At 72.1% G+C, this 12451-nt stretch carries 12 protein-coding genes; 3 read left to right on the top strand and 9 right to left on the bottom strand.

Features of this window, described 5'->3' with window-relative positions:
* Positions 1-20: 20 nt before the first annotated feature.
* A complete protein-coding gene (locus ACZ42X_RS11015; protein WP_468286927.1) occupies positions 21-1292 on the bottom strand; it encodes an aspartate kinase in 1272 nt (423 codons plus the stop codon).
* Positions 1293-1529: 237 nt separating this feature from the next.
* The gene (locus ACZ42X_RS11010; RefSeq protein WP_468286925.1) at positions 1530-2567 is read right to left on the bottom strand and encodes a YncE family protein; all 1038 of its coding nucleotides are present in this window, start codon (positions 2565-2567) and stop codon (positions 1530-1532) included.
* A 124-nt stretch (positions 2568-2691) separates the two neighbouring features.
* Here ACZ42X_RS11010 and ACZ42X_RS11005 point away from each other — a divergent pair, with 124 nt between their 5' ends.
* Positions 2692-3579 (top strand): LysR family transcriptional regulator, encoded by an 888-nt coding sequence (locus ACZ42X_RS11005; protein ID WP_468286922.1) that lies wholly within the window; start codon positions 2692-2694, stop codon positions 3577-3579.
* Positions 3580-3605: 26 nt separating this feature from the next.
* Here the strand turns inward: ACZ42X_RS11005 and ACZ42X_RS11000 are convergent, their stop codons facing one another.
* The 3 genes from ACZ42X_RS11000 to ACZ42X_RS10990 all read right to left on the bottom strand — a co-directional run bounded on the left by ACZ42X_RS11000 (position 3606) and on the right by ACZ42X_RS10990 (position 5317).
* Positions 3606-4265 (bottom strand): DUF5063 domain-containing protein, encoded by a 660-nt coding sequence (locus ACZ42X_RS11000; RefSeq protein ID WP_468286920.1) that lies wholly within the window; start codon positions 4263-4265, stop codon positions 3606-3608.
* Positions 4258-4857 (bottom strand): recombination mediator RecR, encoded by a 600-nt coding sequence (recR, locus tag ACZ42X_RS10995; protein WP_189549944.1) that lies wholly within the window; start codon positions 4855-4857, stop codon positions 4258-4260. Before recR ends, ACZ42X_RS11000 begins: the two co-directional genes overlap by 8 nt.
* 124 nt (positions 4858-4981) lie before the next feature.
* The gene (locus tag ACZ42X_RS10990; protein WP_361426348.1) at positions 4982-5317 is read right to left on the bottom strand and encodes a YbaB/EbfC family nucleoid-associated protein; all 336 of its coding nucleotides are present in this window, start codon (positions 5315-5317) and stop codon (positions 4982-4984) included.
* A 283-nt stretch (positions 5318-5600) separates the two neighbouring features.
* Between ACZ42X_RS10990 and ACZ42X_RS10985 the strand changes: the two genes are divergently transcribed.
* Positions 5601-6317, top strand: coding sequence for an SLATT domain-containing protein (locus ACZ42X_RS10985; protein ID WP_468286915.1), 717 nt, complete (start codon positions 5601-5603; stop codon positions 6315-6317).
* A gap of 36 nt (positions 6318-6353) precedes the next feature.
* Here ACZ42X_RS10985 and ACZ42X_RS10980 read toward each other — a convergent pair whose 3' ends face one another.
* The 4 genes from ACZ42X_RS10980 to ACZ42X_RS10965 all read right to left on the bottom strand — a co-directional run bounded on the left by ACZ42X_RS10980 (position 6354) and on the right by ACZ42X_RS10965 (position 11693).
* The gene (locus tag ACZ42X_RS10980; RefSeq protein ID WP_361426076.1) at positions 6354-7004 is read right to left on the bottom strand and encodes a hypothetical protein; all 651 of its coding nucleotides are present in this window, start codon (positions 7002-7004) and stop codon (positions 6354-6356) included.
* 79 nt (positions 7005-7083) lie between these two features.
* Positions 7084-9489 (bottom strand): dolichyl-phosphate beta-glucosyltransferase, encoded by a 2406-nt coding sequence (locus ACZ42X_RS10975; protein WP_468286912.1) that lies wholly within the window; start codon positions 9487-9489, stop codon positions 7084-7086.
* Entirely contained in the window at positions 9486-10244 is a 759-nt protein-coding gene (locus tag ACZ42X_RS10970) for a GntR family transcriptional regulator (protein ID WP_468286909.1), read from the bottom strand. The genes ACZ42X_RS10975 and ACZ42X_RS10970 overlap by 4 nt, the downstream gene beginning before the upstream one ends.
* 66 nt (positions 10245-10310) lie before the next feature.
* Complete coding sequence (locus ACZ42X_RS10965) at positions 10311-11693, bottom strand: aminotransferase class III-fold pyridoxal phosphate-dependent enzyme (RefSeq protein ID WP_468286906.1); 1383 nt, start codon at positions 11691-11693, stop codon at positions 10311-10313.
* A gap of 96 nt (positions 11694-11789) precedes the next feature.
* On the opposite strand from ACZ42X_RS10965, the gene ACZ42X_RS10960 reads away from it, so the two are divergent.
* Positions 11790-12386: a hypothetical protein gene (locus ACZ42X_RS10960; RefSeq protein ID WP_468286903.1), complete on the top strand. Its 597-nt coding sequence runs from the start codon at positions 11790-11792 to the stop codon at positions 12384-12386.
* Positions 12387-12451 lie beyond the last annotated feature (65 nt).

Raw genomic sequence — 12451 nt, 5'->3', positions numbered from 1 at the left:
GGAGCCCGCCATCACCGGAATCACCGGCCGGTGCCTCCGTAGACGACGGCCTCGTCGGAGTCGCTGTCCAGGCCGAAGGCGGTGTGGACGGCGCGGACGGCCTCGTTGACGTCGTCGGCGCGGGTCACGACCGAGATGCGGATCTCGGACGTCGAGATCAGTTCGATGTTCACGCCCGCGTCGGACAGCGCCTCGAAGAAGCCGGCCGTGACGCCCGGGTTCGTCTTCATGCCCGCGCCGACGAGCGAGATCTTGGCGATCTGGTCGTCGTAGCGCAGCGAGTCGAAGCCGATGACGTCCTTGCGCTTCTCCAAGGCGTCGATGGCCTTGCGGCCCTCCGCCTTCGGCAGCGTGAAGGAGATGTCCGTCAGCCCGGTCGACGCGGCGGAGACGTTCTGCACCACCATGTCGATGTTGATCTCGTTGTCCGCGATGGTGCGGAAGATCGCGGCGGCCTCGCCCGGCTTGTCCGGCACCCCGACGACGGTGATCTTCGCCTCGGAGGTGTCGTGGGCGACACCGGAGATGATGGCCTGCTCCACCTTGCGGTCCCCTCGCGGTTCGTTGCTGACCCACGTGCCCTGGAGCCCCGAGAAGGAGGACCGGACGTGGATCGGGATGTTGTAACGGCGTGCGTACTCGACGCAGCGGTGCAGCAGCACCTTGGAGCCGGAGCTGGCGAGCTCCAGCATGTCCTCGAAGGAGATCCAGTCGATCTTCCGGGCCTTCTTCACGACCCGGGGGTCGGCGGTGAAGACACCGTCGACGTCGGTGTAGATCTCGCATACCTCGGCGTCCAGCGCCGCGGCGAGCGCGACGGCGGTCGTGTCCGACCCGCCGCGCCCGAGGGTGGTGATGTCCTTGCTGTCCGCCGACACACCCTGGAAGCCGGCGACGATGGCGATGTTGCCCTCGTCCAGCGCCGTACGGATCCGGCCCGGCGTGACATCGATGATGCGCGCCTTGTTGTGGACCGAGTCGGTGATGACGCCCGCCTGGCTGCCGGTGAACGACTGGGCCTCGTGGCCCAGGTTTTTGATCGCCATGGCCAGCAGGGCCATGGAGATACGCTCCCCGGCGGTCAGCAGCATGTCGAACTCACGCCCGGCAGGGATCGGGGATACCTGCTCGGCGAGATCGATCAACTCGTCCGTCGTGTCGCCCATCGCCGAAACCACGACGACCACCTGGTGGCCGTTCTTCTTGGCATCGACGATTCGCTTGGCGACGCGCTTGATGCCCTCGGCATCGGCAACGGAGGAGCCTCCGTACTTCTGCACGACAAGGCCCACGTGCGCTCCTCGCTCAGTCCGTTTGCGGTCAGCTCAGTCTAACGAGCGGCCGGGAATCGCCTCTCCGATATCACATGGTGAGATGTCCCGCTCAGCGTGCGATCCGCCCCAGCACCCGGGGACGACCCCACGGCCGCTCGGGCTGGCGCCTGCCCCTCCCCGGCGGCCGTACGCGGAATGTGTGGGGGGTCACTCGTCGGCGGGCTCACTCGGCGACGGGTTCACTCGGCGACGGGCTCACTCCGCATCGCGGGGCGCGCGGCAGGGGACGTAGGCCATGCCGTGCGCCCCCGGCTCCCCGGACCTGCCGACCTCCAGCGTCGTGACGACCGCCCACTCCCCCAGGTCCACCACCGTCACCGTGGACGACGAGACCGCGGCGACGTATCCGTACCGGCCGTCCGGCGAGGAGGTGATCGTCAGCGGGAAGGCGCCCACCACCACCCGCGTGCGCTCCTCGAAGCCGTCGTACACGTGCAGCAGTCCCGGGCCCTGGCTGCCCAATGCGGATCCGCCCGCCGTCATGCGCAGTTCGCCCGCCAGCAGGAGCCCGGTGGACGTCACGTGCACCGGGAAGACGACCCCCTCCGTCGGCAGCGTGCGGACGACGGCGCCGGTCGCGGTGTCGATGACCCGGACCCCGGGGCTTCGCGCCGGGCCCGGGCCGAAGTCGCCCTTCGGCCCGGCCGCGTACACGTACCGCCCGTCCGGCGACACCGTGATGCCCTCGCTGCCGCCCGGCACCTCGATACGGTCCACGAGCGCGCCCGACTCGACGTCGACGACCGACACGAACGGCGCCTCCTTGTTCGCCGTGTACGCACGCCGGCCGTCCGGCGTGAGCACGAACCAGTGCGGCCCGGGCGCCCCGACCGCCGCCCGGCGCACCGGCTTCAGCGACCGCGCGTCCAGTGCGACCAGGGCGCCCTCCTCGTCGCCGTACGCCTCGACGCTCACCCACAGCAGCTCGCCCGCCGGGTCCAGGGCCAGCCCGTGCGGCGCCCACTCGGGCGCCAGGTCGACGACGTCGACCACCCGGCGCTCGTCGGGGTCGATCACGACGAGCTCGCGCGCCCGGCCGGTGTTGGCGTGGTAGTAGCCGGAGCGGTAGGTGATCGTGCAGTACAGCCGGCGCCGCGCCGCGTCGAAGCACAGCTCGTGCGGTTCGGACGGTACGGCGACCTCGCCGAGCCGCTCGTAGGTCACCGCGTCGAAGAAGGCGACGGTGGGGCCGCTCTGGCTCACCACCGCCAGGACATCGTTCATCTCGGTCATGGGCTCAGCTTCCGGAGGCCGGGCGATTGACTCCAGTGCAACGCCGGCAAGGTGTGTTTGCGTCGTACGCAAAGCACGAGCTGGTGTCGCGGACCGCCGGCGGAACCGGTGATCGGAGTCACACGTGGAATCCCTCGATCTGAACCTGCTGCTCGCCCTCGACGCCCTCCTCGAAGAGGAGAGCGTCACCGGCGCCGCCGCCCGCCTGCACGTCTCCGCCCCCGCCATGAGCCGCACCCTGGGCCGCATCCGCGCCGCGCTCGGCGACCCCGTCCTCGTACGCGCCGGACGGCACCTCGTCCCCACACCGCGCGCGGTGGAGCTGCGTCCCCGCGTGCGCGCCGTGGTCCGGCAGGCGCGCGGGCTCCTCGTCCCCGCGCCGGCCGCGGATCCCGCGAAGATGGTGCGCGCGTTCACCGTCCAGTCGAGCGACCTGGTCCTGGCCGGGTTCGCCGCCCGGCTGATCACGGCCGTCGCCCGTGAGGCACCGGGCGCCACCCTCCGCTTCCTGCCGGAAAGCCTGGAAGGCACCCCGGCGCTGCGGGACGGCCGGCTCGACCTGGAGCTGGGGGTGATCGGCCACCCCGACCCGGAGACGCGGGTGGAGGCTCTCGGCGAGATACGCCTCGTGGGCGCCGTACGCCCCGGGCATCCCCTGGCCGCCGTCCGCACGAAGGTCACCGCGCGCGCCTTCGCCGCCGCGGAGCACGTCGGGGTCTCCCGGCAGGGCCGGGTGCGCGGCCCGGCCGACGAGGCGCTCGCCGCCCTGGGCCTGCGGCGCCGGGTCGTCGCCACCGTACCGAGCTGGTCCGCCGCGCTGTTCCTGTGCCGCGAGACCGACCTCGTGTGCCTCACACCGGCCCGCGCCGCCGCAGCGCTCGGCCTGCACACCTTCGAGGTCCCGCTGGAGCTGCCGCCGGTCGCGCTCGGCATGGCGTGGCACCCGCGCAACGACGCGGACCCGGCGCACAGCTGGCTGCGCGACCGGGTCCGTACGACCTGGAATGCGTGATCCGCCCGGAGGGGCCGTCCGCCGGGCTACGGAGCGGGATGGATGCCCAGCGGGCCCGCGATCTCCCGGGCCATCACCCGGCCCGCCTCCTCCGCGAGGGCGTCCTCCGCGAGGTCCTCGTCCGTGTCGAGCCCGTCCAGCTCCTCCAGCGGCTGGTCCAGGCGCACGTGCGAGACGAGCGACTGCAGCGCGCGCAAGGTCGCCGAGGCCATCGGGCCCCAGTTGGAGAAGTACGAGAACTGCCACCACCACAGCGCCTCGGAGGTGCGGCCCGCGCGGTAGTGGGCGAGCCCGTGGCGCAGGTCCATGATGATGGCGGCGAGGTTGTCGGAGATCCGGAACGGCACGGGCGCCTTGCGGGGCTCGTACGGGTCGAAGACCTCCGAGAAGACGTCCACCGGGTCCAGCATCGTCGCGAACCGCTCGCGCAGCTCGTCGACGTCCATGTCCGGGCCGGCGTCCGGTTCGTACCGCTCGTCGGGGACGATGTCCTCGTGCGCGCCCAGCCGGCCGCCCGCGAGCAGCAGCTGGGAGACCTCCAGCAGCAGGAAGGGCACCGCGCTGTCGGGCTCGTCCCCCTTGGCCACTTCCGTGGTGGCGACGATGAAGGACTCGATCGAGTCGGCGATCTGGACCGCGAAGCTGTCCGGGTCCAGCGTGTGCGCGTGCAGAGTGGCGTCAGACATCGAGGAGTCGTCTCCCTTCGAACGCTCGCCCGAGCGTGACCTCGTCGGCGTATTCCAGGTCTCCGCCAACGGGGAGCCCGCTGGCGAGGCGCGTGACCTTCAGGCCCATGGGTTTGACCATCCGCGCCAGGTACGTCGCGGTGGCCTCCCCTTCCAGGTTGGGGTCGGTCGCCAGGATCAGCTCGGTGACCGTACCGTCGGCGAGTCGCGCCAGCAGCTCCCGGATGCGCAGGTCGTCCGGGCCGACGCCCTCGATCGGGCTGATCGCGCCGCCGAGGACGTGGTACCGCCCGCGGAACTCGCGCGTGCGCTCGATCGCGACGACGTCCTTCGGCTCCTCCACCACGCAGATGACCGCGTCGTCCCGGCGCGGGTCACGGCAGATGCCGCACCGCTCCTCCTGGGCGACGTTGCCGCAGACCGCGCAGAACCGGACCTTGTCCTTGACCTCCAGGAGGGCGTGGGCGAGGCGGCGTACGTCGGTGGGCTCGGCCTGCAGGATGTGGAAGGCGATCCGCTGGGCGCTCTTGGGACCGACGCCGGGCAGTCTGCCCAGTTCGTCGATGAGGTCCTGAACCACGCCTTCGTACACGGAAAGCCTCTCCTGGAGTGCTGTGATGCTTACGGTAGTTGCTGGACGGGCGACTTAGAAGGGCCGGAGGACCCGGCCCCGATGACCCGGCCCGGAGGGGCGGGCCGGCCCAGGCGGGCCCGGCCTAGAAGGGCAGGCCCGGCATGCCGCCGAGGCCCTGGGCCAGCGGGCCGAGCTTGGCCTGCTGCAGCTGCTGCGCGTTCTCGTTCGCGGCCTGTACGGCGGCGACGACGAGGTCCGCGAGGGTCTCGGTGTCCTCGGGGTCGACCGCCTTGGGGTCGATGACCAGGGAGCGCAGCTCGCCGGAGCCGGTGACGGTGGCCTTCACCAGACCGCCTCCCGCCTGACCGTCGACCTCGGTGCGCGCCAGCTCCTCCTGGGCGCGGGCGAGGTCCTGCTGCATCTTCTGGGCCTGCTGGAGGATCTGCTGCATGTTGGGCTGGCCGCCACCGGGAATCACGGGCACTCCTGGCATTTCGCGATGAGTATGACGATGAATATTCGGTATGCCGAGCCTACGTGGTCGCCGGACGGTGTGCCTCATCCATGGGGTGCCACTCCTTCGGGTGAAAAACGGGCGCGCCCCCCACCTGATCAAGACCCTCTTGCGGGCGGAAATACCGGGATTCCCGGCCGTCGACCCCCCATTCGGCGGTAGGAAGGGGGCATGCGCACCCCGCGCACCGTAGGTCACCGCACGTCACGTCATCGATATGTCACGTTGAGCGCAGAGGAGTGCCCCGGTGAGCCAGCCGGAGATGCAGCCCGGGGGCCCCGCCCGGGGGGAGGGCGAAAGCCCGGAGGGGTACGGCGGCGATCTGACCGGACGGCCGTTTCCGCTGGGGGACTGGGGCGAGCCTGCTCAGCGCCTGGACGAGCTGTACCGCTGGGTCGAGGCGAACGCGCTCCGCACGGCCGAGTGGTACCTCTCCGACCGCGTCTGGAAGCGCCGCTGCGCGCGTGCCCTGCGCGTCGGTACGGCGCTGGGCGCGGTCGTCGGCGCCGCACTGCCGCTGCTGGGCCACTGGGAGTGGGGGTACGTCTCCCTGCTGGCCGCGGCGGCCTGTCTGATCTGCGACCGGTACTTCGGGCTCACGTCGGGCTGGATGCGGGACGTGGCGACCGCGCAGGCGGTCCAGCGCCGGCTGCAGGCGCTGCAGTTCGACTGGGCCTCGGAGTCCATCCGTGAGGTGCTGGGCCCGACGGAGGGCACGGCGAGCGAGGCGGCGGAGCGGTGCCTGGGGGTGCTGCGCCGGTTCGCGGAGGACGTGACGGAGCTGGTGCGTACGGAGACGGCGGAGTGGATGGTGGAGTTCCGCTCCGGCTCGGCGCCGCTGGTGATGCAGTCCACCCTCCCGACCCCGGCCCGGCAGGACGCACCGCCCCTGCCGGGACGGTTCCCCCTTCCGCCGGGCACCCGCCCGAACATGCCGCGCCAGCGCCCCCCGGAGCCGCGGTAGGGCCGGTCCCGGGGGGCTCTCACGGTGGCGCGGCGCTCAGCTGAAGATGATCATCGAGCCCTGCCCCAGGCTCCGCGTCGCCGCCGCGTGCAGCCCCAGCCACACGTGCCGCTCCCGCGCGAAGGGGCTCTCGTCGTACGGGATCGGCCCCGCCGGCTCCTCCAGCGACGTGGGCCGCTCCGGTGGCAGCGGCGCGGCGGGCGGGTTCGCCGGGTCGATGCCGATCGAGGGGGCGACGTACTCCAGCTCCCGCAGCAGGCCCTGCGCCGAGCCGAGCGGCCCGCCGCCCGCGAGCAGTTCCTCGGTGGACAGCGGCGCGGGGAAGTCGACGGGGACGTACGCGCCCGCGTGGTCGTAGTGCCACACCAGGTGCGACTGCTGGGCCGTCGACTCGAACATCTCCAGCAACTGCTCGTAGTCCCCGCCCAGTTCGTCGACCGGGGTCACGGCGAGCCCGCAGATCTGCAGCAGGTACGCCCGGCGCAGGAAGTGCAGGGCGTCGTAGTCGAACCCGGCGACCGGCGCCACGTCGCCCGACAGGCCGGGCATGTAGGCGAAGACGGGCACGGTCGGCAGGCCCGCCTCGCGCAGCGCCTTGTCGTAGGCGGCGATCTCTTCCGCGAAGGGGTTGTCGGGGCTGTGGCACAGCACGTCGACGAGTGGGACCAACCACAGGTCACAGGCCAAGGGACACTCGCTCTCCTCACGAAGGGCACGTCAGGACAGTTCGGGACAGCCAAGGAAGCCTAGTTGGAGTTGAGGAGCTTCAGTGCAGGTCCCATACCCACGCACCGGCGATCCGCTCACCAGGTCGCCCCAGAAGCTTGGACACGGTCTCGTAAAGGGGCCCCTCGTTGTACTGCGACGGGAGGACGACCACGCCCGCCCGCCAGTACGCCAGGTCCGCCCGGGCCTGCTCCTGCCAGCGCGGGCCGATCGCCGGGACGCGGCCGCTCCAGCGCACCTCCCGCAGGAGGTTGGAGGTGTGGCGCGGCACGGCGCCGTAGATCCCGATCCGTTCGGGCCCGTACGGCCCGTTGAAGTACCCGCCGGGCACCGGGAAGCCGAAGCCGGTCTGCGCCTGCCAGTGCAGGGCGTCCGCGCTGCCCGGGTCCGGCAGGGGCACCGGCACGATCGACTCGCCGGGCCCCAGGTACTGCCGCCAGGCGCCGTACGCGAGGAAGCCGGGGACCGGGGCCCGTTCGCGCACCGGGTACGGCGTCGGGAGGATCGGCAGCAGCGCGAGCGCCACCGCCGCGAGGCCCGCGACCCGGTACGCAGGGGTCCGGGAGGCCGCGAGGCGGTCCACGGCGAGGGCCACCAGCATGCCGAGCACCGGTGCGCAGATCATCGCCACGCGCGACTCGATGACCGACTCGAAGAGCGGCTTCTCGGCGAGAAGTCGCCACGGCCCGGGGACGACGACGTCCGTGTACGGGATGCGGACGCGCGGGCCGAGCGACAGCAGCGCTGCGCACACCGCCGTGGCGGTCAGCGCCTTCACCAGGGGCCGGTGCCACAGGCGTACGGCGATGGCGAAGGCGAGGGCGGTGAGCGGCCAGCCGTAGAAGGCGTTCTGCTCGGTGCGGTTCATGGCGAGCCGGTCCGCCGTGGCCTCGTCCCCGGCGAGCGACCGTCCGGCGAACTCCAGGAAGGCGAGCGGGCCGTTGCCGGCGTTCGGGCCGTGGAGGACGCTGTGGTAGCTCTGCGGGCCGAAGAACTGCCAGTACAGGGGGAAGGCCACCAGCGGCAGGCAGACCGCCAGGGCCACGCCCAGGCCCTTCAGCAGAGGCCGCCACGCCGCCCGGGCCACCTCGCGGCGCGCGAGCGCGTACGAGAGGGCGAAGAGCAGCATGCCGACGGCGGCGAGCAGCAGCGGCTCCTCGCCGAGGAAGATCTGGTACGTCGCGAAGAGCCCGAGCAGCACCCCGTCGCGGACGACCGCCCGCCCTTCGCACAGGCGCAGGGCCCGGTCGATCAGGACCGGCATCATGAAGAGGAGCAGGAAGTTGGGGTGGGCGTTGCCGTGGGAGATCATCGGCGGCGCGAAGGCGGCGAGGGCGGCGCCGGTCGCGGCGGCCCACCGGTTGCGTACGACCCGCCGCGCGAGCAGCCAGTACCAGGAGCAGGCCGTGGCGGCCAGGCCGCCGGTGAGGACGAGGGCCCAGGTGACGGTCGGGCCGAGGGCGAGCGTGACGGGGGTCAGGGGCACGGACAGACCGAGCATGACCGTGTTGGCCATCAGGTTCACGCCGTCCGGGTAGTTCTGGACGGTGGTGAAGAGCGGGTTGCGCAGATGGACCACGTTGTCGGCGGTGACCGCGAAGAACCACTCCCACTGGTTCTGGTCCTGGCCCGCGTCGGCCAGGTAGGCGCGGTCCAGGTCCGCCCACAGGCCCCGGTAGAGGAGGACGGAGGCGAGGACGAAGAGGCCGGCCACGGCCAGGTCCGTCCGCCGGACGGAGCGGGCGCGCAGCGTCACGAGTTCGGCCAGCACGCGCGCGTAGTCCAGGGGCGCCACCTTGGAGCCCGCCTGGTGGGACCAGCGCACCGGCACCTCCGTCACCGGCCAGCCGGCCTGCCGGAAGAAGCGCAGGATCTCGACGTCGATCCCCCACCCGTCCAGGCGGGAGTCGGCGAAGGCCGCGCGGGCCTTGTCGCCGTCGAAGAGCTTGAAGCCGCACTGGGTGTCGCGTACGCCGGGTACGGCCACGGCCCGTATGAACCGGTTTCCGATCCGCCCGAGCCACTCGCGCAGACGGTGCTGGTGGACCTCTATGCGGGAGTCGGGGTGTGCGCGTGAGCCGATGGCGGCGTCCGCGCCCTCCGCGGTGAGTTCCTTGTCGAGCCGGTCCAGCTCCTCGATGGGCGTGGCCAGGTCGGCGTCGGTGACGAGCACGCGGCGCCCGTAGGAGGCGAGGACGCCGCGCCGCAGGGCGTGGCCCTTGCCGCGGTTGTCGAGGCCGGTGATGACGTGGACGCGCGGCTCTTCGGCGGCGAAGTCCCGGGCCACGCGCGCGGTGGCGTCGGTCGAGCCGTCGTCGACGACGATGACCTCCCAGTCGCCCCAGCGGCCGGGGTCGGCAGTCAGGTGGGCGCGGATGGCGTCGAGGGTGGGACGCAGGCGGGCTTCTTCGTTGTACGCCGGGACGACGACGCTGAGGTCGGTCACGGGCGCATACCGCCCGGGCCGTCGCCGTGCTCCCGGCGCTCCGGGTACTCCGGTCCGTCCAGGCGCTCGGGGCGCTCCACGCCCTCCAGCCCCTCCAGGTGGTCGGCCCAGGCGAGCGCGTGCGCGTTGTAGGCGTCGATCACGGCCATGACGGCGTCCGGGTCGCCGAGCGTCACCGCGTTCACCAGCTCCTCGTGGCCGCTCCACAGCCAGTCGCAGGCGCGCCGGTCGGCGCGCAGGTGGGGCACGGTGAACACCCAGGCCTGGACGCGCAGCCGGTGCAGGAAGTCGCCGATGTAACGGTTGGCCACGAAGCCGCTGAGCTCGCGCCAGAAGCGCAGGTCGTAGCCGATGAGGATGTCCAGGTCCCCGGCGCGCGCCGCCCGCGCGGCCTCCTCCGCGCGCCGGCGCACGGACACCAGCGGCGCGCCCTGCACGGCGTGCACGTGGACGGTGAGCCGCTTGAAGACCCCGTCCACGATGAGCGCGCGGGCCTCGACCATGCCCCGGTAGTCGTCGACGGAGAACTGGTGCACGCGGAAGCCCTTGTGCTGGTCGGAGTCGAGGAGGCCCTGCGCGGCCAGATCGACGAGCGCTTCGCGGACGGGTGTCGCGGACACCCCGTACTGCTCGGCGATCTGCTTGACCGTGAACTCCTGCCCGGGCTGCAGACGCCCCGCGAGCACCTCGTCACGCAGCGCGTCCGCGATCTGCTGGCGCAGGGTGTTGCGGGTCACACCTCCGCTCGCGGGCATGGTTCTGGCCCCCTCCGTCCGGTTCCGGACACCTTAAGCCAGCCGGAGGGGGCGCGTTCCAGATCGTTACGCTGCGTGCTCGGTGTACTCGTCCGCGACCGCGAGCGCCGCGTCGAGGGCGGCGAGGCCCTCCTTGGCCTCGGCCTCGGTGAGAGTGCAGGCGGGGACGGCGTGGGTGCGGTTCATGTTGATGAAGGGCCACAGGCCGTGCTTCTTGGCGGCGGCGCCGAAGGCGGCCATGGGCGCGTTGGCCTCGCCGGTCGCGTTGTACGGGACGAGCGGTTCGCGCGTCTCCTTGTTCCGGACGAGGTCGAGCGCCCAGAAGACGCCGAGGCCGCGCACCTCGCCGACGGAGGGGTGGCGCTCGGCGAGCTCGCGCAGGCCGGGGCCGAGGACGTGCTCGCCGAGGTGGGCGGCGTTCTCGACGACCTTCTCGTCGGCCATGACCTGGAGGGTGGCGACGGCGGCCGCGCACGCGAGCGGGTGGCCGGAGTAGGTGAGGCCGCCGGGGTAGGGCCGCTTGTCGAAGGTGGCGGCGATCTCGGCGGAGATGGCGACGCCGCCGAGCGGCACGTACCCGGAGTTGACGCCCTTGGCGAAGGTCAGCAGGTCCGGTACGACGTCGAAGTGGTCGGCCGCGAACCACTCGCCGGTGCGGCCGAAGCCGGCCATGACCTCGTCGAGGATGAAGACGATGCCGTACCGGTCGCAGATCTCGCGGACGCCGGCGAGGTAGCCGGGCGGCGGGACCATGATCCCGGCGGTGCCGGGGACGGTCTCCAGGATGATCGCAGCGATGCTGGCCGGCCCCTCGAAGGCGATGGTGTCCTCCAGGTGCTGCAGGGCGCGCTCGCACTCCTGCTGCTCGGTCTCGGCGTAGAACGGCGAGCGGTAGAGGAACGGCGCCCAGAAGCGCACCACACCGGCGGTGGCGGTGTCGGAGGCCCAGCGGCGCGGGTCGCCGGTGAGGTTGATCGCGGTGGAGGTGGCGCCGTGGTACGAGCGGTAGGCGCTCATGATCTTGGGGCGCCCGGTGTGCAGCCGGGCCATGCGTGCGGCGTTCTCGACGGCCTCGGCGCCACCGTTGGTGAAGAAGATCTTGTCGAGGTCGCCCGGGGTGCGCTCGGCGATGAGGCGTGCGGCCTCGGAGCGTACGTCGATGGCGAAGGCGGGCGCGAAGGTCGTCATCTTCGCGGCCTGCTCCTGGATGGCCGCGACGACCTTGGGGTGCTGGTAGCCGATGTTGGTGTAGACGAGGCCGCTGGTGAAGTCGAGGTAGCGGTTGCCGTCGTAGTCCCAGAAGTACGCCCCCTCGGCGCCGGCGACGGCGAGCGGGTCGATCAGACCCTGGGCGGACCAGGAGTGGAAGACGTGCGCGCGGTCGGCGGCTTTGACGGCGGCGCCGGCCTGCGGATCGGCGTGGGCGGCGGGATCGGCATGAGGGGTCATGCGGCCCAGGGTAAAGATGTGCTGGTGGAGGTTGGTATGGCCATCTTGTATGGCGGAAGGCGCGGGGGTCGGCAAGGTGTCGGGGGTGGCGGCGGAGTGGAGTGTGCCGAGGGGGTCGTCGAACGGGTCGACGCCCTGCTGAGGGGCGGTTACGTCGGCCGGGAGAAGGCGGCGGAGGTGGCGGCGGCCGAGCCGCGTGCGGCGTCTCGGGAGGTGCTGGAGTGGCTGCGGGTGCTGGCGGGGGCCGGGGCCTGGGCGCGCTTCGTCAGGTTCGCGCTGCTGGCGGCGGAGCTGCATCCGGAGGGTCTGGCGGAGGTCGTGGTGCCGGTGATCGCGTCGGGCGCGGCGGGTGGCGTTGACGGGGCGGGTGGGGCTGGTGGGGCCGGGGGCCTCCTTGAGGATCTGGTGGACATCGCGGGTGAGATCGGGGCCGTGGAGGCCGTCCCGGCGCTGGCGGCGCTGATCGACGGGCGGCGGGAGTCGGGCGCGGACGCGCCGTACTTCACGCTGAGCCTGAAGTGCGTCCACGCGCTCGGGGGCATCCGCACCGCCGAGGCGGAGGCGGTGCTGCGCGCGGTGGCCACGGGCGACCATCCCGGTGTGCTGCGGTGGAACGCGGCGGTGGAGCTCGGCATCGAGGACGAGCTGGGCTACGACGAGGACGAGATGCTCGGGCCCACGGAAATTCGTTGACAGCATTCTGTCGAGATGACAGCATGTAGTCATATCCCGCACGAGTGTGCGACGTGTGTGACGCA

It is taken from the genome of Streptomyces sp. NPDC030862, assembly GCF_055571835.1.
Note: the sequence above shows the minus strand (reverse complement) of the source record. Positions and strands in the feature narration are given on the sequence as shown.